A 20,936-nucleotide genomic window follows, 5' to 3' on the forward strand; every position below is an offset into this window, starting at 1 on the left:
GGTGAATAACATGGCAATAATAATTAATGTTGATGTAATGTTAGCGAAACGAAAAATGAGTGTAACTGAACTTTCGGAGAAGGTTGGAATTACAATGGCTAACCTTTCTATATTAAAAAATGGAAAAGCAAAAGCAATTAGAATTACAACTTTAGATGCTATTTGTAAAGCGTTAGAATGCCAACCAGGGGATATTTTAGAATATCAACCAGAAGAAAGTGAATAAAAAGAGTCCTTCTCGTATGAAGGACTCTTTTTATTCGGTATTATGGCGCAAAACTAACTCGACCAGTCAAAACTAAAATAATCGCGATAATCCAAAATATAAAGAAGGATAAGGACAGTATTAATGAAAGAATAGCAATTCCCTTCTTCTCTGTTTTTTTCGTCATCGTAATGACAGAAAGTATGATACCTGCAACAGTGAGGGCAACTGTAATATAATCTCCCACTATATTACCTGCATTCGCTATCCTTGTCGGAGTTACAAAAACGAACAGAAAACATAAAATACCGATGAGTAAAGATATATAGCTTATTATGCTGTACTTCTTTAGGAACTATTTCAGTTTTCATACTAACCCACCCCTTCTCTATAGCTATGTGTTTATATTAGCATGAATAACCATAATTTGGTTAAAACAAAAAACAGATAAAGTGGACACAACCACCTTATCTGCCATTACATTTCTACCTAATTACTAACCCAGCTATTTCTTCTTTATCGTTATAAGTTACGATAAAGGTACGTTGTTCTTTACTATACTTTGCTACAAGAATAACAGTATATAAACCATCTTTTTCTTCAATCGATTTTTTCTCAATTTTTTCGAATGTACCAGCTTTTTCAATTATAGGAGTAAGTTCTTTCATTTGCTCTTCTGATAAAGCTGATTTCATTTTACTATCAAATTTTTCATGTACTTCTTTATACTTTGCTTCATTTAATAATGATACAATTTCTTCCGCCTTCGGAATAAAGTTTTTTGATGTACTTTGATCTACTTTATTACCGGTACATGCTGCAAGTGCGAACGCCGCGATAGCACTTATAATAATAAGTAACATTCTTCTCATTTTCATACACCCTTTCTTTTTAAAATAAAACTATAGCTAAAAACGACTAAAGTACAAATTGCTATTGAAACTTCTGACATAATGATCCCGTTTTTCCCTGGTACATATAGCGATATAATGCCAGCTAATGCATTTGCGGTCCCATGGATGAGAATTGCATATACAACATAACGGAATTTCTTTTGGACGACAGCTTGTAATACAATGAAGGAAAGTCCAATATGCAATATCATCGCGAAGATGCGCTCAATACCGCCGAAATAGTAACTGTCACCATTTTGAATGACTGTTTGTGACAATAATAGAGATATTACCGGGATACCAACTATCAACACTGCCTCAATACCACCATGCCCTGCTCCAAATAAAAAACCAGACTGCCAATCTCGTTGCTTCATAAAATAACGCATTGCAATAAAACGAGCTATCTCTTCAAAAATTCCAGCTGATAAACTAAGCAAAATTACAAATAATACAGGCTGCATTACTGAAAACATTTGAAAATCTGTGCTAGTTCCATTTACATAATTCAGTATTGGTATGCGGATCAATATTTGTGATACAACAAAAGCCAATACACCTAACATATAAGGAATAGAGCGTTTCTTCCAAACAGCATATAATAGTGCTACAAGCGGTAAACCAAAACTAATCATTGTTGTAAAAATAAGACCATTCATCTCGCTTCACCTCTTACTTGAAGTGTATAAAAATAAGTGAAGGAAGTATGTAGTTATTTCCTATTCGGTTTCATTTTCATCATAGATGGTCATTTCATCTCTTTTAGTATGAATGTTTGCGTGAAATAAGGACTTACATAAGTTGTTTCTAACGTCGCGTTATTTGTTTTATTTATAATCCGTTTTAACGAGAATAGCCCGTATCCTCGAGCTCCTTCTTTACTTGAATGGTTTTTCTCATAAATTTTTTGCAAATTAATCGCTTCACTCTTTGAACTATTACGCACGATAAAATATTGTCGTGAATCCATTTCAAAAAATGCGATTTACAAAATCTTTTCCTCACTATGTACTGCTTCTTCAATTGCATTGTCTACTAAAACTGAAATGATGCGAATAAATGAAATGATCGTCATTGAAACACTTTCAATGTTCTCTGGTATATCGAGCAGTACTTTTATTTGTTGTTGCTGGGCAGTGCCAACTTTCGCCCTTAATACACTTCTCACTTCAGGAATATGTATACGAGATAATTTCGCAATATCAAGTTCATGATCATTTATTGTTTTTAACGTAGGAGCTACAACGTCATAATACACTTGCTCAATTTCTTTCACATTTTTTGTACGTATTCCCTCTTCTAACGATAGTAATACATTCATATAATCATGACGGAAACTAGCAAGCTCATCATGCATATCCTCTAATTTCTCCACATAATCTAATAACTCTTTATCTAAACGTTTTTCATGCTCTTCTCGTAACTTTTCTTTCGATAAGTGTGAGCTTATTAGTACAATGATTAGTAATAATAAAAATACAATAATAGCTGAAATATAACTTACTTCACTGTATTGTTGATTTAATTGTGCTAAAAACGCAGTAGAAGGCTGAGTTAAAATTAGTTCAATAATAAATCCGGCAATTAATAATATATAAGTTACATAGTATAGCGGACTACCTACTATATATTGAGCAATGTTTTGGATTCTTTTACGAGCTACTAAAATACCGATAAAAGTAAGTGTCGATACGATAAGATGAATAACGCTACCTGTCCATAAATATAAATTAAAAGCTGTTAACATAAAGATTTTCATTCCTAAATCAAGTAGCAACATTTTCACTAACGTAATAATTACCATACTCACTAGTGCAAAATATACATTATGCTTAAATTTCAATTCATTTTGCATTAATCCTAAACTTATTAAAAACAACACAATCGTACTATTCAATTCTGGATATCTCGTTACTGTTACGACAATAGCCAGTAAAATAATGAATACTGCACTTAAAGCTATTAACATTCTATATGACAATCTATTGTACCGGATTAATTGAATGTATAAAAACGTATGGCTTATACTAGTAAGCAGTATTGCAAATATATCATAAATATACATTACATCTCACCCTTTAACATGTTACGTACTTTACTCACTAAACGCCGTGATACTGGAATACGTTTCCCGCTTTTTAAAACTATCATTTTTTGCTTCGCATCATAAGAAGACATTTGCTTCGTATTTACGATATATGATTGATGACAACGAAATAAACGTTCATCTATTATTTCAATCTCCTTTAAAGTTCCGTAAAAATAAACGATCCGATCTAACGTCACTAATGCTAAACGGTGTGGTTCATCGGTCATAACATATTCAACTACAAGGAACGGAACTCGCACAGTCGCATTACTATTTTCAACGATAAAGTCATCGGACGGAATAATTCGCTTATTACGCGCTTCATACTGTAGTAAACATTGTTCAAAAACGTTACGCCTCTCCTCGTATGGCAACCCTTTATCAATAAATGTTAAAGCTGATACCATATATTGATATGAAATAGGTGCAAATTCAGAATGCGTCGTTACAAACACAATAATTCCTTGCGTATCATACTTTCGTATCTCTTGTGCCACTTGTAACCCTTTACGCTCTTCTCTTTTTATCTCTATATCTAAAAAATAGATTGGGATATACTTCGCCTTAGGAATGTTCGTAATAATGTTTTCACTTTTACTAGTTACCTCTATAAAATCAAAAGGCAACATATACTCCTCACAAATCTCTTCAACTAGCCGCTTCATTTGCTGTGCTTGTATGACATCATCTTCTAAAATGAAAATACTCATGTGATCACTCGCTTTATTGAAATCTTTTCATCTATAGATTTATCTATAACTATATAATTCAAATCGTTATACCAATCTCCTCCTAATTACTAGAAAGTATTAATTTTCTATAGTTTTTATAAAGCATAGAAAATAACCTCTACTTTCAAGCAAAAAGTAAAGGTTTTATTTGAATTATTTATAAAATAACCTCTCTATCAATCACTACGTTAAAAAATTCCGAGTAATGCGATAAAGAATAATTCGCTACATCACAGTTCCCTTGAAACATACATGTTGAAATACCTAATTCTTTTGCAGGTAATAAATCTAATTCTCTATCACCAATAGCTAAATCAATATTGTGCTTTTTATGCAAATGATCATAAGATAAAGCGTTCGGTTTTCGGGGGAAACCATCGTCAATTGTAACCATGTCTACGAAGTATTTGTTCCAGCCGTAATGATTTAATATAGATAATACCCCCGCTCTATCTTTATGAGTCATAATGACATTTTTATCGGCAAACTTTAATACCTCTTCCACTTTTTCAAATGGTTTTATATCTTCTATCATAATACGACTCTCTAATACATCAATTTCATTTAATTGTTTTTTAGATATTTTATAATAATCAATTACGTGAGAAAATGAAACCTTTAACTTTGTATAGATTTCCTCTTCACTTATTTCCTTCCCTAAAACTTGAGAAAGAATTTTTGTATAAACTGGATACGTATCAAATAACGTCCCATCAAAATCCCATAAAATATTCATTCTGTTCTCCTTCTATTTTCCAATCATTGTATGACTAAATCCGCCCGATCCTTCGGCAATTCCGTTTCTAAGTAAAAACCCTCTGCTTTCCAATACCTATTCTCAAACTTTGAAAGGTTCTTCTGCGTTTCCGGACTCTCCCGAAGAAAACGTGTCTCTCTTGGACAATCTAAATACACCATATAATGAAAGAAATCTCTCCACTCTTTTCGCTGTAGAAAAACACCTTCAATTACAATTACACCTACTATGGGTATCTGTACTTTTTTCATCTCACTTGAATCTGTCTCATTATTATAGAACGGTAATTTCAGTTTTGTTTCATTTTGTAACTTCTGAAAAAACTTCTGCCGAAGCGACTCAATATCCCATTGCAAATAATAATACTCATACCATTCTTCATAGCCAGTATGATATCGTTTATTACGCTCTACTATATGATCATCAATATGAAAAATATGAAACGGGATGCTTTCTTGTTTCATATTTTCCTTTAAGTTTGTTACAAATGTTGTCTTTCCCGATCGACTTAAACCATCTATACCTAAAATGAATCTATTTTCTTTATGCTTCTTCATAATATTTATAAGCTCGTTTGTATTCATTACTTCTTCCACTCTTCTTTTAATAACGAGTATAAAATTGTATCATGAGCAACTCCATTTTGAATCATATGTTTTCGAAGTAATCCTTCTTCTTGAAACCCTGCTTTACTTAATAATTTTTGAGAAGCTTTATTTTCTACATATACAACAGCTGCAATTCTTATAAGTTGTAACGTTTCAAATCCGTAACCTAAAATCGCCTGTAACGCTTCCGTTGCATACCCTTGTCCCCAATATGTATCGTCTAATTCATAACCAATTTCAGCTCGCTTATGATGCTTGTTTATTAAATGAAATCCGCACGTTCCGATTAATTGGCCCGTACCCTTCTTCTCAATTCCCCAGCGAAATACTGTTCCCTCTTCATAACGATTTTTAAACGTTTGAATAGTCGTTTTTGCTTGCTCAATATTTTCGAAAGAATCCATCCCGAAATAACGTATAACAGATTCTTTTGAAAAATAACGGAACATAGTTTCTGCATCGAGTAGTGTAAGTTCTCTTAATTGTAAACGTTCTGTTTCTAGTTTCGGAAACCCCATCTCTTTTTCTCCTTCTATTCTAATGAACTGCAAATTTCAATATAATTCCCATCTGGATCGGCAATGTATGCAATTGTTTGTCCCCACGATTTCACAATTGGTTCAACTAAGATCTTAATTCCTTGCTCTCTAAATTGTTCGATTGTTTCTTGTACATGATCAACAACGAATCCCAATTCAAAATGAGAAGATTGTAACTCGCCTTCTGTAAGTGGTAGTCCTGTTAATTCTTTCACATCTTGCCTCGTGTTCATCGCTAAAATTGTAGAACCAGTATTAAACTCAATATATGTACCATGCTCTGCTTTTATAGGTAACTGTAAAATATCTTTATAAAATCTTAAACATTCTTCAAACTTTTCTACATATAAAATGATGTACTTCATTTTTAAATTCATTTTACATCCTCCTTTATATCCATCCCTAAAATTTCGACAAATGTCTCATAAAAACCTTGTTCCTTATAGCAACGAGCAAAAAAAAATGAGGCCGATTTCTCGGCCCCCCAGCTTATTGGCATAAAACAGGAGATTTGGTTTGGACATAACCAGTTCGTACTTTTATTATATTTTATTTTTTCTGAATTTTGAATACTTTAAATACCCATTTATATTGAGAAAGTTTTTTTGCTTGCATAAAATTAATGAGTTTAAGAAATGCTACAAATGGAGGTGTATACATATGGAACCAATGCTATGTCCAAGCTGTAAAACGAACCGTACTCGCTTTAATATTCTTGAGCAACAAGTAAAACCAGTCAAGTTAAATCCACAAACTGGTCAAGTAGAAGAGGAATACACAAATGAAAATATGAATGCTTTTCATATGGCTTATCAAGGACCAACATACAGAGTCCAATGCGCTGTATGCGGACTCGTTGAAAATCCAGAACAATTTATTAAACCTGCTCAAAATCAGTCTTTTTCTTAAACATTTTTATTACCCCCTACCAATTTTCTGTAGGGGGTTTTTCGATTTAATATGTTAATCAAAAAATGTTTTTCTTCCTTATTATAAGTTACACCCCACACCTCTTTAGTCATCTTTTATTTTTTTGATCTTCGATATGAATCATTTTTTCTTCATTTATTATTTTTGGGTTATTTGTGGTTCTTCGTAACTGTTAATTCTGTGCCTTTATATAGATTTTTATTATATAAAAAAGAGTGAACAAAAATACAATTATATAGAAACAAAAGAAGTTAATCCCGGTATTTCCCTACAACATCAACTTCTTTTTAACTCTACTTTTTATTATAATATTTCACTTTTTAATTTCTTAATTTTCCAAGTGAGTCTTATAAAGAAGTATATCCACATACAACCTGTAAGACCCGTCATAGCTTTCGCCCACATTGGCACTCTTGATTCCATCGGGCTTATAAATAGATTGTACATTGATGGTAATATAGCTGCTAACATAATAACAAAGAATACTAATAACTCATTTAGTTTTTGTATCCTCGTCTCCTTTTCTGAGTAAATATCAGGCAATTCATTTACTTCTTCTACTTCTTTACAAAAATAATTCCATCTTGTGAAACTTGTTACACGTTCCCAACCTGACATTTCATATATTTCAAAATACTCTTGTTGTTGTTCTTTCGAATCTCTATAAACTAATCTAAAATCAGCTTTGTATATTACATCTTTTGGCTCAGTTTTCTTAAACGTATACATTAAATTATATTTTTGTAATGCCCAACCTTGCTGATGCATCTTTCGTAAAAAAGCTTCTTCTTTTTCTAAATTCCATGCCGTAAAAAACTTAAATACCCTTTTAGTCTCCATCTTCCATTCACTCCCCTAAAATACTATTCCCATTCCTTACAGATCTCTGCAACCTGTTATACTCTAGCTCTAATACTTCTTTACCAAGTAGCGTTAACTCATAGCACTTCTTTCTATCTGTAGAGGCCACTTCAACTATTAACTTCTCTTTTAGTAACTTTGTCGTATTCCCATATAAAGTACCTGGACCGAGCTTTACTTCTCCATTTGTCATCTCTTCTACCATTTGCATAATCCCGTAACCATGCATTGGTTTCACTAGTGATAACAATATGTAATATGTCGCCTCTGTTAACGGAATATATTTTTTCGCTTTCGCATTCATTATAACCACCTCCGATACATCGTTACCTGATATATCGACTAACGATACATCGTATATCGATATTATATAATCATATTCCAAAATATGCAAGGTAATTTAATAACTTAATATCTATTTCTTTAAATTAAAAAATCATATAAATTTTCTGAATAATTTGTTAAAATATAGAAATATCCGCTTATATTTTGAAAGGAATGATACATATGATAAATAAATTGAAAGAAAACATAGGATCCGTTTTTGTCGGTAAAGAAAATGTTATTGATCTATTACTCGTTTCATTGCTTGCTGATGGACATGTACTGCTTGAGGATGTGCCTGGTACGGGGAAAACGTTACTTGCGAAAACACTTTCTAAAAGTATAGGTGGTAATTTTTCTCGCGTCCAATTTACACCGGATGTACTTCCGAGTGATGTAACAGGTATTGAATATTTCAATCCGAAAACGAGCGAATTCGAGTTAAGACTTGGACCAGTCATGACCAACATTTTGCTTGCGGATGAAATTAACCGCGCTATGCCTAGAACACAGTCTAGTTTATTAGAATCGATGGAAGAACGACAAGTAACGCTTGAAAAGCAATCTACTCCTCTTCCGAAACCGTTCTTTGTTATTGCAACGCAAAATCCAATTGAATCACAAGGAACGTTCCCTCTACCAGATGCACAGCTTGATCGTTTTTTAATGACGATTTCAATTGGTTATCCGTCTCCAGAGGATGAACTACAAATGATGCGACGTTTTCGTAGCGATGTACCACTAGAAAGTATCACATCTGTTATTTCTTTAGATGATATTTTAGAAGCACAGAAACGAGTAAAAGAAATTTTCGTATCAGAACCGTTAGAACATTACATTATTAAACTTGCTCACGCTACAAGAAATCATGATTACATCGCCAATGGTGTAAGCCCGCGTGCCACATTAGCTTTAGTACGCGCAGTTCAAGCACTAGCCTTTTTACGCGACAGAGAATATTGCACGCCTGAAGATATACAATTTTTAGTTCCTTCTGTTTGGAATCACCGTATCGTCTTATCAATGGAAGGTGCATTACGTACGATAAAAAATGAAATTATGCAAAGGATTTTAAAAGAAGTTGACGTACCGGTGGAGATTGAACAAACATGAATGGACAGCGTGTTGTAACTGTACCTTTATTTTTCCAACTTCATATTATTCAACTAACTGTCCCAGGCGCTATACTATTTACATTTTTTATGCCACAACGAATCATTATGTTTCTCTTTTTCTTCTATTATTTATTTGCGATTTTCATTTATAAATATGTCGCTTACATAGAGAAAACATTTGAAGTCGTAAATGGGAAACAAACTACTCGGCTTTTTCCTAATGAATCTGGGCAGTTTTTTATTCATTTAAAAAATGGAGCAAATATACCACTCGTTAACGGTGTTTGTTATTTTCATTTAAATCCGTCACTACTACCACAAAATGATCAAGGAATTGAACAAATATCAAAAACACTATTCACTTTCCCGTTTTCACAACCTGCTCATTCGGCGCAAAAGTGGGATTTAACATTAACTGCAACGAAACGTGGTGTGTTTCAAATTGAACAGTTCGAATGTGTCTTGAAAGATCCTTTTCATCTTTTAACTGTGCATTTGCCCATTTTTGATAAATTAAGGACTGAAATTATTGTGTACCCTTCTCCTAAAGAAGTAGCAGGCCTACAAGAACTACAGCAACTTTTAAACGGATCTTATCGAACGAATTTTTCTTTTTACAATGATGAAACATCTATTATTGGAGTTAAACGATATGAACGTGAGTCTTTCCGTTCTATTCATTGGAAAGCATCTGCTAAAATGCAATCATTACAGGCGAAGCAATATGAGCCTGTAAAAAATTATAGTTGGACGATTTGTCTTTCATTAGCTGCTGATCGCGGATTTGGTTGGAAAGATAATATAGAAGACCTTATTTCATTTGCAACATACATTTGTCAATACGCAACGAAGCATCAAATACCGTTTGAACTATTTATTAGTGTATTAGTTGAAGGTGGACCTCTACACTTACCATTAAACGAAGGGCAAACCCATTACGGGATATCTTTAGAGGAATTAGCGCGTATTTCAGATGATAGTACGTTACTTCCGAAACAAGGATTTCTTCATTATGTAACGAGAAAAAGAGAACGATCGTCTACAATGATATACATTGGTTTACAGAGAAATGAACTCCCTCTTCTCTCTCAGCCTACGTTTCTCATTAATAACGAAGGGATGGTGGAAAAGCTTGAAAACTTGGCTTTATCACATTAATGACTTTATTCTGCTGCTCCTCCTTTCGTTATTAACGGAAAGAGATGAACTCATCGGTATTGCTATATTTTTAGCAACAGGCTATATGGGAGTATTTCTTATCCATAAACTAATGAAGAAAAAAACAACAGGTTTTGTCATACTGTTAATTACTCAAATAATCGGTTGTTCTCTCTTTCTCTCTTTCTCTCTATTTGGCACAATAATGTTACCACTTTTCTTCTTTATCGTATATGTAGTCGGACCAGGATATCCAGTTCAAAAATCATTAAGCGGTATTGTTTGGTTTGGTGTTTCAGCTATATTTTATGCGCCCTTTCCACCTTTGTGGAAACTGTTACTGTTAGTCTTACACATAATGATTACATTTTGGTTAACTGGGGCTAATCGTAATCAGCAGTTATTACGTTTCGCTTCTCTTATTACGATTGGAATAATTAGTGCTTTCCTCATTCCTATTTTCCCATACATTCGGCTTCTTTTTTCTTATGCCGTACAAGTAGTTGCTTTAGGATTTGGATACGCCATTAATCCGTTATTTTCGGCAGCTGAATCAAAAGAAACTGACGATTTTTGGTCGAATAAAGGGAATTTAAAGGATCCTCAAATTAAGGATGACTTTGGACAGCGTTCTTTTGATCCAACTCTCATAAATAGCATTACAATAATAGTATGTACAACCATTGCTATTTACGTCGTTTGGAAAATAATAAAAAAACGAAAATATTTAAGTTTGCCAAATATGCCTGCCTTCGAATCTACTATCATCACTGACAAAGAAGGAATGAGTTTAAAACAATTTAAACGAAACAAACCACCACATAACGAAATTCGAAAAGAAATTTTTAAGCTGGAGAGTAAATTAACTCCTCCTTTAAATAGAAAACGAGGAGAAACTGTTGAAGCATGGTTAGAAAGAATAAATAGTGAAGAAGATGTAAATATTGAGAGTCATATTATTGTAAATGCTTATAATACAGTACGTTATTCAAATAGTGAGGATATGATGCTACTTCAGGAATTTAAGGAAGAGATTCATAAACTTTACTTGTATCAGAAGAGTTTGAAGAAAAGGAAGAAATAACATAACAAAAAAGACTCCTATTTTCATAGGAGTCTTTTTATACTTCTACATTACTTTTTAAATTGAAGCGTTTTTCCCTGCTTCAATTTCTAACGACTCTTCATGCCACCAAAGTGTTTCTTCAGGGTCTTCTTTAGCGATTAGATGTGCTTCCTTTTTCGTTTCAACTGTAGGATATGAACCTTTAAGTGCACGTCCTGAAGTTGTAACGAATAATACACTAAATACGACTAATCCAATAATACTTACACCTGCTAAATAAAATGCCGGTGCAAGCGGGTTACCGGTTGCATGAACTAAGTATGAACATACGAGCGGTGTTGTTCCACCGAATATCGATACAGAAATATTAAATGAGATCGAAAGTGCTCGATAACGTACATCGGTGAAAAAGAGTGATGGTAATAATGAAGGTAGCGTTCCTTCATATACACTTAGGAAGAATCCTAAAATGAAAATACCTGCAAATATAGCTGCAATATGTCCATTACCTATTAGTAAAAATGCTGGAATTGCAAATACTGCTAAACCAAGTAAACCAATTTGCACGACACGTTTATTACCAATTTTATCACTTAATTTACCGAAATAAAGTGCCAGTGGAATCATAAGTGCCATCGTAATAGAAATAATTAATAAGCCAGTTGTTTCTTTGACTTTAAGTACTTGAGTTAGATAAGAAGGAATATACGAAAGAATCATATAATTTGTAATGTTAAAGAAGGCGACAATAACTGTGCTTAATAAGAAGTCTTTTTTGTGATATTTTAATATATCCATAAACGAAAATTGTTCGTTGTCTTCAGATTCCTCTTGTGCTTTTTCCATCTCTTCAAAGATGGGAGATTCATCTAAATGACGGCGTAAATATAAACCGACCAAACCAATTGGTGCAGCTATTAAGAAAGGAATACGCCAGCCCCAGCTGAGCATTTGTTCATCTGTTAACAATAACGTCAAAATGGTAACAATTACCGATGCAGCAATGTAACCTGAGAGTGTGCCAATTTCAAGACCACTACCGAGTATACCACGCTTTTTATCTGGAGAAGATTCTGCGATATAAACCATTGCTCCTGAATATTCGCCGCCTGTAGAGAAGCCTTGAATCATTCGGGCAACTAAAAGTAGTATTGGTGCCCATACACCAATTTGTTCATAGGTTGGTAGTAATGCGATGAATAATGTAGAAAGTGCCATTAAAATAATAGTAGTACTTAACACGATTTTTCGGCCGTACTTATCTCCTATTCTACCAAAGAATACACCTCCGATTGGTCGAACGAGAAAGGCTGCTGCAAATGTACCGAATGTAAGTACAAGTTGCAATCCACTATTATCAACACCTGAGAAGAATAATTGACTTAAAATAACCGCTAAATACGCGTATAATCCGAAGTCAAACCACTCCATTGCATTCCCTATACCAGTAGCAATTACTGCTTTCCTGGCTTGTTTAGAGTTGACAATATTAACGTCTTGAGGTTCAAAATTTAAATCATTATTTTGTTGCATATAATAAAACAGCTCCTTGTTTAATTTAACTTCTTTAAGCACACCTTCTCTTATTGAATAAATTAATTCGAAGCACTTAAGGAAAATTAATGTCTCCTTATCTGTTATTATTGTTTCACATAATTAATTATTTGTCCAATGAGATGCTCTTTAAGTTAAGTAATTTTAGTATTATAAAAAGCTGAAGAAGGCGCTATATGAGTACCTTTTTCAGCTTTTTATTTTTTTACGTAAATTTATTTTTTTACCACTATTTTCTTCCTATTTGCATTAAAAATAAGGTGATTTTTCATTAAAGTTTTTAAACACTTGTAGCTGCTAAACTATGCATACAAGAGATAAACTCATTAACAAATGTATCGATTTCTTCTTTTGTAATTATATATGGCGGAAGTAAACGGATGATGTTCCCTTGTGTAACGTCAACTAACATCCCTTTCTCCATTAGCTTTACCTGTAATTTCTTCACATTTTCATTCGTATCATTCAAACTAATTCCAAACATCATACCAGCATGACGTACTTCACCAATATAATAAGAATTTTCTTTCTGAATTTCTTGCAATTTATCATTTAGATAGTGTGACATTTCATACGCTTCTTGCATTAAACCATCGTCAATCAATGTATTTAAAACCGTTAATCCTAAAGCCGTTCCCATTGAAGAATGAGCAAACGTTGTGCCGTGATCTCCTGGTGCAAATACATCACATAACTTTTCACCTACAATAATTCCGCCAAGCGGTATCCCGCCTCCTGCCCCCTTACCAATTTGAATAATATCCGGAGTAATATTGAAATTTTGATAAGCGAATAGTTTACCAGTTCTCCCCATACCACTTTGAACTTCATCAACGATAAGAATGACATTATATTTATCACATAAGTTTTGAACACCATGTAAATATTCACTTGATAAAGGGTATATCCCCCCGCTTCCTAATACAGGCTCTAGCATAATCGCAATTGGATTTTCTTTAACGATTGTTTCTTCTAATTGCTCTATATTCTCACGCTCTACTTCATATGCTGGTATAGATGTTTTAGGGAAATTTTGATATACACTTTCTTGTCTCGTAAAATGAAGTGCTCCTAACGTACGTCCGTGGAAACTATTTTTCAACACTACGATTCCTTCACGTTCTACACCCGTATTAGCTCTATATTTATCAATTAATTTCAACGTCGTTTCTGTCGCTTCCGTACCAGAGTTTGTAAAAAAGACTTTTCCATTTTTTAAAGAGCAATCTACTAATTTCTTTGCATACTCAATCGCAACTGGGTTTAAAAAATGAAATGGAAGATGCAATGATTTTGTAACTTGTTCCATTGTCGTTTGCACAATTTTCGGGTGATTATATCCTAATACGTTCACTCCGACACCAGAAAATAAGTCTACATACTCTTTACCATCCACATCATAAAGCTTGCACCCTTCTCCTCTTTCTATCGCAACCTTCGTACGACAGTATGTAGGCATCATATATTCTTTATCTAATTGAAACCAATCCGACATTTTAAATTCCTCCTAGTTATTTTCCTTGTTTATTTATGTTCATTCTCTATAAATTCATGTATAAATTCATTTTTAAGATTAATATTTTAATAGTAATTTTCTTCCCGATATTCATTTTTCCATAATTTCTTCTATTTCAACAGGTCCACTACATGTGCATTTTTTTCATCTAGCGGTCTGTTACCATTTTGGACTTTGCGTGTCATACATAATCAAGGCTATGAAATCATATTTAGTAACAATGGACAAAAAAGATTTGGAGGCTATATCGATGGATGAAAACTATGATAAACAGGGGCAATCTATACTAGGGAAAGGCTTTAATGAAAATGGAGAACGTAATGAACAAGCTACACTTCACTCACAAACAGTTGGTTCACGTGGACCAGTTCTAGAGCAAGATAGTGTACTTCACGAGACGTTACAAGAATTTATTCACGAAAAAATTTTAGAAAGACCTGTTCATGTAAAAGGATTTGGTGCGTTCGGTTATTTTCAAACAATCTATCCAATGTCTGAACATACAAAGTTAAGTTTTCTACAACATTCTAATGAGAAAGTTCCTGTTATGGTTCGATTTTCATTAGCTGTTAGTACGAAAGGAACACCTGACACTTCTAGAAATGTGCGCGGTTTTTCTACAAAGTTTTATACAAAGGAAGGCATTTTCGATCTTTTATGTAATCACATTCCTGTCTTTTCTGTTCGTGATCCGATGCGTTTCCCTGAAACGATTCAAGCGTTGTTACCTTCACCTATAAATAACTTAATAGACCCTAATAAATTCTGGAGCTTTGTCGCTAGCGCACCTGAATCCATTCATTTCGTTGTCCATTTATACTCTGATGCTGGTACAGCCAAAAGTCTGCGCCACATCCCAGGACATAGTGTTAATACATATGTTTGGAGAAATGAAGAAGGTTACCGCAAGTATGTAAAGTATCATTGGTACCCATTTGAAGGTGTACAATTCATTACTAATGAGGAAGCGAATAAACTGGCTGCTGAAAACCCTGATTATAGCGGGAAAGATTTATATGATGCAATTGCAAATGGTAAACCAGTGGAATACGGGTTATATGTCCAGCTCATGGATCCGAAAGATGAATCACATCTTTCTTATGACCCTTTAGATGATACAAAAGTATGGGATGAAAAGTCATACCCTCTTATACCAGTAGGCAAAATGGTATTAAACAAAAACCCTGGAAATTATATGGAAGAAGTAGAAAAAGTCGCCTTCTCTCCTTCTAATTTACTAGACGGTGCAGAACTATCAGATGATAAAATGCTGCAAGGACGCGCTAACATTTATAGTGATTCTCAAAGAAGAAGAATTGGTTCCGAATTTCGCAAATTGACCATTAACCAACAACAAAATTGGACACCTGCTAATCAAATAACGAGCGGTGACGGAAGATACGTTGAAGGTAAACTTGAAAGAACTTCTATTACGAAACAGGATGACTTTACGCAGCCTAGTGAATTTTATGCGAAGTTAAAACCGATTGAAAAAGAACATCTTGCTAAAAACTTAGCTAGTGATTTGAAAGTTATATCCGATGATATTAGTAAGGTCGTTTTAGGGTATTTCCATAAAGTGTCTGCTGATTTAGTGAAGAGAATTGAGAGTGCGATGCAAAAGATTTAATGATATAAAAAAACGTCATTTTAAACATTAAAATGACGTTTTTTTATGGCGAAATTACTAGTAATTTCTACCGCCTCATTTACAATTCTTAACGGAATTTTACCCCTTCAAAATTTCCGTTATTTCATTTTAGATTATGTTACTCATTTCTCTTTTTCAAATAATCTTTTTCACATTGTAACGGCTTGAATTTCACTTTTTTCCCTTTCTTCTTTTTCGTTTCTATAACGATCCATTCCCCTTTTTCAATATCTAGATTTAAGTGTTTCATTACATTGATATTATCTTTTTCTTTATAAAGTAAAAATGCTTCTTGCACTGCCACAAATAAACTAGGCTGCTCTCTAAATCCACCACTATTATAAATTTTAGTTAGCGAATTATAATAAGAATCATTTTCTCTTCCGCCATACATTAAATGTGCAGCATCCAGGTCTCTTTGGCTCACTTCCCAAAAACTGTGTTCATCAATATTTAAATCAAACATAGATTGAATGTCCCTCATAATATTTTTCACATACTTCTCATCTCGAATTTTCCTTTTTTCAAGACAATCAGAAGATAGCTCTGGTGCATCTGTTTGAGAATGTACAACTTGTTGAATAGATACACATAATATAAATACACTTAAAATATACAATATTTTTTTCATACTTACGTTTCACCTCAAGTAATTTAGATACTATATTATTTGAGGCTCACAATATTCTTATGCTAATAATGTGAAAGGCCCTATAAATGGGACTTTTATAGGGCCTTTCATATTAACATTGCTTTATTAAATTCACCGGTGAAGCCACTACCTTACTATTTTTCACATCATATATTCCTATAGGCGTTACTCTTATAAAAGGCAAGTGCGTCGCGGAAAAGAATAAAATGGTAAATGCCGGATCATCATACGCGTAGCCACGCTCTTGCAATAATTTCACCAACCGTTTCTCTTCCTGTATTAATTCATTCATTTTTAACTTAGACATAATCCCGAGCAATGGTAATGCGATTTCGTGTAATACTTCATTCTTTTCAGCTATTACCATTCCCCCACCAATCTCTTTCACTCTATGAAAAGCTGTAAGCATATCTTCTTTATTCTTCCCAATAAGAATGATGTCACCGGTACCAGAATAAGAGCTAGCAAGGCCTCCTAATTTATTTGCAAAGCCTTTTACAACTGTATTCACTCGCCACGTACCATCACGAGCAATCATCATAAGGAAACACTCATCATGATTTAGAGAAAGTTCATCACGGTTTAAATCCATTTCACTCGTGTATGGTTTAGTTATAACGTTATTCAATAAATGTATACCCATTTTATGAGAAAAAATCATATCCTCTTTTTCTATGGACCAGTTTAATAATAATGAAGTTACTTTAAATTTACTCCAGTCTATTTGTACTGATTCACTTTTGTTTATTCCGTCACGCTTCACCCATTTTCCTTTTGCAATTACACTTATTGGAACCGGGTTTTCTTTACTTTCCAAAATATTAATATTAGCTATTCTACCTGTCGCAATTGAACCATGTAGATGTTCCATATTATAATAACGAGCGATATTATAGCTTGCCATATGATAAGCATCTATTATTGGCACTCCTTGTTTTATCGCGGTAGCTATCATTACGTTCGTCATTCCATTTTCATAAAACGAAGGATGTGAGCCGTCTGTAGTAAGAATGAATCTATCAAACTGCTTTACTCCTAGTTCTAGCAATTCTTTTAGTAACACTTCTAAATCTGGACGGATTGAAGAATTTCTTAGTGAAACCGTGTAACCTTGCATAAGACGAATGAAAGCTTCCTGCCCTGTCATCGCTTCATGATCACAATCTGTACCTAACAATTTTAATTTCGCTAAAGTCGTTTCAGATGCTCCTGGAAAATGTCCTTCCACTTTTTTATGTAATCGTTTCGTTTCCTGCACCCAATATAACATTTCATCATCGCCATGTAATAACTTTGGCCACGCTGTTAGCTCGCCACCTTGAAGAACTGCTTTATGCTTAAGCCACTCTATTATTTCTTCACGATTAAATAAAGATTCCCCTTTTTGCAATTCAGTTTGCCCATCAAAACGACACCACCAATACATACTTGCTGGAATCTTTTCAAATTCATCTAATAAACGAAATGCTTCTTCACGTTGTAATGTGAAAAATAAAGTTAAATTATCATTAATAAAAGTCGTTGTCCCAAACTGCATCGCATAATTCGCTAACGTTTCAGGATTATATAATTGATATGGATGTGCATGCGGTTCTATGTAACTTGGAACTACGTACTTTCCATTACAATCAATGACTTCACATTCATGCAGTTGCGCTGGCAGCTTTTCTCCTACATAAACAATCCGGTCATCATAGATCCAAATATTTGCTTGCACCCACTCGCGCATATAGGAATTTAAATAAGTTGCGTTCTTACATAAAATGTGCGGATTTCTTTTGCCATCTATTACTTCAACATGTTCTCTTAATTGCTTGTTACTCCATCTAAACTGATTTTCTCCCAATGAATTTCACTCCAAATCAATTTACTTTTATTTATTAAAATAAAAACAATTAACAAACTAAAGTATTCTCCATTCATAACTCTCTTGTACAACCCCTATACCCTTTATTATATGTAATAATTGCAAAAATAACAATTTTCAAAATTTAAAGTATACCTCTTTGGTCCTCAATAAAAAAGGATGTCGTGTAACTGACATCCTATTTTATACTAAACTATACGATTGAATTACACTTGATGTCATACTATGAATGCTAATACTGTCCTTTAAAGCAGGATCCCATTCACATTCTTTTCATTTATTTCTTAAATTCAATTTGCATCATTTTATTAAACTGTGTAAGAATATCAACCGGACCTAAAGAGTTAACATTGACAGCAAATGTATGCTTGCCTCCAATTACTCCACCAGCAAAAGTCATAAACCCAGGAATTGATCCTCCGTGACCCCAAACGGAAATACCATTTGGAAGTTTAGTCTCATAGATCCCAAGGCCATATCCATCACCAACACCTTTTCCTTCTATAGGAACTGTAGTAAGCATTTCTTTTAGCTCACGTTCTTTCAGTAACTTACCACCAAGTAAAAATGAAAAGAATTTATTTAGATCGTCCGCATTAGAAATCATATCTCCAGCTGAATTAGCTAAACTCGGATTATAATACGTCATATCTTTCAGCTCACTTTTTTCATCAATTTTCATATATCCACGAGCATGATTCTTACCTGGAATAACGGGTGAATTCCCTGGTAAAAACGTATTTGACAGATCCAAAGGTTCAATAATTCGCTTTTCAATTTCTTCCGCATAACTATTTCCAGTTATTTTTTCAATAAGCATTCCCAATATTACGTATCCTGTGTTTGAATACAGCCATCCCTTACCTGGTGAAAAATCTGGAGGTAGAGAAAGTCCTATTTTCACTATTTCTTCTGCTGTATACGTTTTTTTCGAATTCATAATATCAGCGTCTTTTGACTTTAAGTATTCAGCTATACCACTCGTATGATTCAAAAGTTGACGTATCGTAATTTGATTGCCATCATACCCATTTCCTTGAATGAGACCCGGTAGCCACTTTTCAATTGGATCGTCAAGTTGCACGCGATTTTCTCCTACTAATTGAAGAACAGTCGTAGCGGTAAAAGTCTTCGTCACACTCCCAATCCGAAAGCGATATTCCGATTTCATTGGTTTCTTACTATTTAAATCCGCGACACCAGCAGTATAACTACTAATTTTTCCGTTATTAGATGTCTTAGCTAATACCCCTGGCGCTCCAACTTGGATTGTTTCCTGCATGACTCGTTTCCAACCATTCCGATTCTTTTGGTCATGTGCTTCTGACGAATTAGAAATATTTTGAGTAGACTCTGCTTTTACAGTAAAACCTGGTGTGAATAAAGTAGTACCCGCTAATAAAACTGCTAAACTCGCTAACTTAATTGAATAACATTTTTTCATAAGGCTTTCTCTCCTCTATTTATATCGTATTGATTTAAGCTATACTTTCATCCTAAATGATAAAACTCTCTTTTTTCTTATCCATTCCTTACGAAATACTTACTTTCAAAATTTGGCGACCAGATGAGAAAAAGTTCTGTAAGAAAATAAAAAAGAACGTGTCTTCATTTTATGAAAACACGTTCTCTTACATACTTTAAACCCTATATTAACTTATTATTCCATTCACTTCTTTAAACTACTAATCTTCATTCACTTTTACCATCCTGCACTAGCGTTCATACCATTTCCTATAATAGTAAGAAGTAGTGGCCACAGTACTGGTCCTAGCGTAAGAAATAGATTAATCAATATAAGTATTCTATATCTACCAGGAATATTATAATTTTTACGATTAACAAATACTACAAAAACTAATAATATTATAGTCGTTGAAAATAAAAGTAACACTAACAACCAATACCAAACCATTAAACTGAGACTCCATGGCTGTAATAGCTCGTGTACAATACCAAAGATGATTCCCAATACCGCAAAACTAAAGGTAGTAACTGTTGCTTTAATAAACAATTTACTTAATTTTTTATCGTATGTATACTTACAATATAAATCTATTATCGTGTATAAAGATAAAAATGCCATTAATACACCTAACCAAGACAATAACCAATCTCCGCCTCCTCTAACTAACAGAAACAGAAACCAACACATCCCTACTGCAGAAAAAACATAGGAAAGAAGTATGTTTTTCAATACCGGTTTCATTCTATTTTCACACCCTTACAAAAATTTAAAAATAAATTATAATTTTTTATTTACATGCTACTCGTTATTGGTTAAACCCTATTACATCTCTTATTCATTCTATATTAATGAAACAAATATAATCTCATGAAGAATTTAACGAGAAATACTCTACTAAGGCAACCTTTTTTCCATTGGTTAAGATATAAAAAAAGTAAGTATACATTACCAC

Annotated in this window: 21 protein-coding genes and 2 pseudogenes; 6 read left to right on the forward strand and 17 right to left on the reverse strand. The window is 33.5% G+C overall.

From position 1 onward, the window contains the following. Positions 1 to 10: 10 nt before the first annotated feature. On the forward strand, positions 11 to 226 hold the full coding sequence (locus ILS93_RS02735; RefSeq protein ID WP_064475642.1) for a helix-turn-helix domain-containing protein: 216 nt from the start codon (positions 11 to 13) through the stop codon (positions 224 to 226). 40 nt (positions 227 to 266) lie between these two features. Here ILS93_RS02735 and ILS93_RS02740 read toward each other — a convergent pair. The 9 genes and pseudogenes from ILS93_RS02740 to ILS93_RS02780 all read right to left on the reverse strand — a co-directional run bounded on the left by ILS93_RS02740 (position 267) and on the right by ILS93_RS02780 (position 6,199). Then, positions 267 to 576: pseudogene (locus ILS93_RS02740) on the reverse strand (hypothetical protein). A 114-nt stretch (positions 577 to 690) separates the two neighbouring features. Further along, the gene (locus tag ILS93_RS02745) at positions 691 to 1,077 is read right to left on the reverse strand and encodes a DUF3887 domain-containing protein (RefSeq protein WP_048547653.1); all 387 of its coding nucleotides are present in this window, start codon (positions 1,075 to 1,077) and stop codon (positions 691 to 693) included. A 2-nt stretch (positions 1,078 to 1,079) separates the two neighbouring features. Next, positions 1,080 to 1,757, reverse strand: coding sequence for a YhfC family glutamic-type intramembrane protease (locus ILS93_RS02750; RefSeq protein WP_064475643.1), 678 nt, complete (start codon positions 1,755 to 1,757; stop codon positions 1,080 to 1,082). An 89-nt stretch (positions 1,758 to 1,846) separates the two neighbouring features. Continuing rightward, positions 1,847 to 3,163: pseudogene (locus ILS93_RS02755) on the reverse strand (GHKL domain-containing protein). After that, a complete protein-coding gene (locus tag ILS93_RS02760) occupies positions 3,163 to 3,897 on the reverse strand; it encodes a response regulator transcription factor (RefSeq protein ID WP_064475645.1) in 735 nt (244 codons plus the stop codon). The pseudogene ILS93_RS02755 and the gene ILS93_RS02760 overlap by 1 nt, the downstream one beginning before the upstream one ends. A 178-nt stretch (positions 3,898 to 4,075) precedes the next feature. After that, positions 4,076 to 4,654 (reverse strand): HAD-IA family hydrolase, encoded by a 579-nt coding sequence (locus ILS93_RS02765; protein ID WP_064475646.1) that lies wholly within the window; start codon positions 4,652 to 4,654, stop codon positions 4,076 to 4,078. Between the two features lie 23 nt (positions 4,655 to 4,677). Then, positions 4,678 to 5,259 (reverse strand): kinase, encoded by a 582-nt coding sequence (locus ILS93_RS02770; RefSeq protein ID WP_064475647.1) that lies wholly within the window; start codon positions 5,257 to 5,259, stop codon positions 4,678 to 4,680. Further along, complete coding sequence (locus tag ILS93_RS02775) at positions 5,259 to 5,801, reverse strand: GNAT family N-acetyltransferase (protein WP_088046664.1); 543 nt, start codon at positions 5,799 to 5,801, stop codon at positions 5,259 to 5,261. The genes ILS93_RS02770 and ILS93_RS02775 overlap by 1 nt, the downstream gene beginning before the upstream one ends. A 14-nt stretch (positions 5,802 to 5,815) precedes the next feature. After that, positions 5,816 to 6,199 (reverse strand): VOC family protein, encoded by a 384-nt coding sequence (locus tag ILS93_RS02780; RefSeq protein ID WP_088046663.1) that lies wholly within the window; start codon positions 6,197 to 6,199, stop codon positions 5,816 to 5,818. Between the two features lie 283 nt (positions 6,200 to 6,482). Here ILS93_RS02780 and ILS93_RS02785 point away from each other — a divergent pair, with 283 nt between their 5' ends. Then, entirely contained in the window at positions 6,483 to 6,731 is a 249-nt protein-coding gene (locus ILS93_RS02785; RefSeq protein ID WP_000433607.1) for a hypothetical protein, read from the forward strand. A 324-nt stretch (positions 6,732 to 7,055) separates the two neighbouring features. On the opposite strand, the gene ILS93_RS02790 is transcribed toward ILS93_RS02785, so the two are convergent. Further along, positions 7,056 to 7,592: a DUF2812 domain-containing protein gene (locus ILS93_RS02790; protein ID WP_000448680.1), complete on the reverse strand. Its 537-nt coding sequence runs from the start codon at positions 7,590 to 7,592 to the stop codon at positions 7,056 to 7,058. A gap of 7 nt (positions 7,593 to 7,599) precedes the next feature. Beyond that, positions 7,600 to 7,917 (reverse strand): PadR family transcriptional regulator, encoded by a 318-nt coding sequence (locus ILS93_RS02795; RefSeq protein ID WP_000991836.1) that lies wholly within the window; start codon positions 7,915 to 7,917, stop codon positions 7,600 to 7,602. A gap of 203 nt (positions 7,918 to 8,120) precedes the next feature. Between ILS93_RS02795 and ILS93_RS02800 the strand changes: the two genes are divergently transcribed. The 3 genes from ILS93_RS02800 to ILS93_RS02810 are packed head-to-tail and all read left to right on the forward strand — an operon-like array spanning position 8,121 to position 11,294. Beyond that, positions 8,121 to 9,050 (forward strand): AAA family ATPase, encoded by a 930-nt coding sequence (locus ILS93_RS02800; protein ID WP_222659891.1) that lies wholly within the window; start codon positions 8,121 to 8,123, stop codon positions 9,048 to 9,050. Beyond that, on the forward strand, positions 9,047 to 10,210 hold the full coding sequence (locus ILS93_RS02805; RefSeq protein WP_222659893.1) for a DUF58 domain-containing protein: 1,164 nt from the start codon (positions 9,047 to 9,049) through the stop codon (positions 10,208 to 10,210). Before ILS93_RS02800 ends, ILS93_RS02805 begins: the two co-directional genes overlap by 4 nt. Next, positions 10,185 to 11,294 carry a DUF4018 domain-containing protein gene (locus ILS93_RS02810; protein WP_064475651.1) on the forward strand — a complete coding sequence of 370 codons (1,110 nt, stop codon included), beginning with the start codon at positions 10,185 to 10,187 and terminating at the stop codon, positions 11,292 to 11,294. The genes ILS93_RS02805 and ILS93_RS02810 overlap by 26 nt, the downstream gene beginning before the upstream one ends. Before the next feature lie 57 nt (positions 11,295 to 11,351). On the opposite strand, the gene ILS93_RS02815 is transcribed toward ILS93_RS02810, so the two are convergent. Together ILS93_RS02815 and ILS93_RS02820 are read right to left on the reverse strand one after the other, a co-directional pair. Continuing rightward, complete coding sequence (locus tag ILS93_RS02815; protein WP_064475652.1) at positions 11,352 to 12,809, reverse strand: MFS transporter; 1,458 nt, start codon at positions 12,807 to 12,809, stop codon at positions 11,352 to 11,354. Positions 12,810 to 13,110: 301 nt separating this feature from the next. Next, the gene (locus ILS93_RS02820) at positions 13,111 to 14,325 is read right to left on the reverse strand and encodes an aspartate aminotransferase family protein (RefSeq protein WP_064475653.1); all 1,215 of its coding nucleotides are present in this window, start codon (positions 14,323 to 14,325) and stop codon (positions 13,111 to 13,113) included. A gap of 271 nt (positions 14,326 to 14,596) precedes the next feature. Between ILS93_RS02820 and ILS93_RS02825 the strand changes: the two genes are divergently transcribed. After that, entirely contained in the window at positions 14,597 to 15,976 is a 1,380-nt protein-coding gene (locus ILS93_RS02825; RefSeq protein WP_064475654.1) for a catalase, read from the forward strand. A 139-nt stretch (positions 15,977 to 16,115) separates the two neighbouring features. Here ILS93_RS02825 and ILS93_RS02830 read toward each other — a convergent pair whose 3' ends face one another. The 4 genes from ILS93_RS02830 to ILS93_RS02845 form a co-directional block, all read right to left on the reverse strand. Further along, positions 16,116 to 16,628, reverse strand: coding sequence for a hypothetical protein (locus ILS93_RS02830; RefSeq protein WP_222659895.1), 513 nt, complete (start codon positions 16,626 to 16,628; stop codon positions 16,116 to 16,118). Between the two features lie 112 nt (positions 16,629 to 16,740). Further along, positions 16,741 to 18,495, reverse strand: a complete 1,755-nt coding sequence (locus ILS93_RS02835; RefSeq protein WP_064475656.1) for an adenine deaminase C-terminal domain-containing protein — start codon at positions 18,493 to 18,495, stop codon at positions 16,741 to 16,743. A 298-nt stretch (positions 18,496 to 18,793) separates the two neighbouring features. After that, on the reverse strand, positions 18,794 to 19,960 hold the full coding sequence (locus tag ILS93_RS02840; protein WP_064475657.1) for a serine hydrolase domain-containing protein: 1,167 nt from the start codon (positions 19,958 to 19,960) through the stop codon (positions 18,794 to 18,796). 258 nt (positions 19,961 to 20,218) lie between these two features. Then, on the reverse strand, positions 20,219 to 20,725 hold the full coding sequence (locus tag ILS93_RS02845) for a DUF3902 family protein (RefSeq protein ID WP_064475658.1): 507 nt from the start codon (positions 20,723 to 20,725) through the stop codon (positions 20,219 to 20,221). Positions 20,726 to 20,936 lie beyond the last annotated feature (211 nt).

Source organism: Bacillus sp. 16GRE42 (genome assembly GCF_019837435.1).
Taxonomy (GTDB): domain Bacteria; phylum Bacillota; class Bacilli; order Bacillales; family Bacillaceae_G; genus Bacillus_A; species Bacillus_A wiedmannii.

What these genes read in the sequence shown, in the direction of transcription:
- ILS93_RS02735 (WP_064475642.1), top strand. Translation starts at nt 11, where the DNA reads ATGGCAATAATAATTAATGTTGATGTAATGTTAGCGAAACGAAAAATG.
- ILS93_RS02745 (WP_048547653.1), bottom strand. Translation starts at nt 1,077, where the DNA reads ATGAGAAGAATGTTACTTATTATTATAAGTGCTATCGCGGCGTTCGCA.
- ILS93_RS02750 (WP_064475643.1), bottom strand. Translation starts at nt 1,757, where the DNA reads ATGAATGGTCTTATTTTTACAACAATGATTAGTTTTGGTTTACCGCTT.
- ILS93_RS02760 (WP_064475645.1), bottom strand. Translation starts at nt 3,897, where the DNA reads ATGAGTATTTTCATTTTAGAAGATGATGTCATACAAGCACAGCAAATG.
- ILS93_RS02765 (WP_064475646.1), bottom strand. Translation starts at nt 4,654, where the DNA reads ATGAATATTTTATGGGATTTTGATGGGACGTTATTTGATACGTATCCA.
- ILS93_RS02770 (WP_064475647.1), bottom strand. Translation starts at nt 5,259, where the DNA reads ATGAATACAAACGAGCTTATAAATATTATGAAGAAGCATAAAGAAAAT.
- ILS93_RS02775 (WP_088046664.1), bottom strand. Translation starts at nt 5,801, where the DNA reads ATGGGGTTTCCGAAACTAGAAACAGAACGTTTACAATTAAGAGAACTT.
- ILS93_RS02780 (WP_088046663.1), bottom strand. Translation starts at nt 6,199, where the DNA reads ATGAATTTAAAAATGAAGTACATCATTTTATATGTAGAAAAGTTTGAA.
- ILS93_RS02785 (WP_000433607.1), top strand. Translation starts at nt 6,483, where the DNA reads ATGGAACCAATGCTATGTCCAAGCTGTAAAACGAACCGTACTCGCTTT.
- ILS93_RS02790 (WP_000448680.1), bottom strand. Translation starts at nt 7,592, where the DNA reads ATGGAGACTAAAAGGGTATTTAAGTTTTTTACGGCATGGAATTTAGAA.
- ILS93_RS02795 (WP_000991836.1), bottom strand. Translation starts at nt 7,917, where the DNA reads ATGAATGCGAAAGCGAAAAAATATATTCCGTTAACAGAGGCGACATAT.
- ILS93_RS02800 (WP_222659891.1), top strand. Translation starts at nt 8,121, where the DNA reads ATGATAAATAAATTGAAAGAAAACATAGGATCCGTTTTTGTCGGTAAA.
- ILS93_RS02805 (WP_222659893.1), top strand. Translation starts at nt 9,047, where the DNA reads ATGAATGGACAGCGTGTTGTAACTGTACCTTTATTTTTCCAACTTCAT.
- ILS93_RS02815 (WP_064475652.1), bottom strand. Translation starts at nt 12,809, where the DNA reads ATGCAACAAAATAATGATTTAAATTTTGAACCTCAAGACGTTAATATT.
- ILS93_RS02820 (WP_064475653.1), bottom strand. Translation starts at nt 14,325, where the DNA reads ATGTCGGATTGGTTTCAATTAGATAAAGAATATATGATGCCTACATAC.
- ILS93_RS02825 (WP_064475654.1), top strand. Translation starts at nt 14,597, where the DNA reads ATGGATGAAAACTATGATAAACAGGGGCAATCTATACTAGGGAAAGGC.
- ILS93_RS02830 (WP_222659895.1), bottom strand. Translation starts at nt 16,628, where the DNA reads ATGAAAAAAATATTGTATATTTTAAGTGTATTTATATTATGTGTATCT.
- ILS93_RS02840 (WP_064475657.1), bottom strand. Translation starts at nt 19,960, where the DNA reads ATGAAAAAATGTTATTCAATTAAGTTAGCGAGTTTAGCAGTTTTATTA.
- ILS93_RS02845 (WP_064475658.1), bottom strand. Translation starts at nt 20,725, where the DNA reads ATGAAACCGGTATTGAAAAACATACTTCTTTCCTATGTTTTTTCTGCA.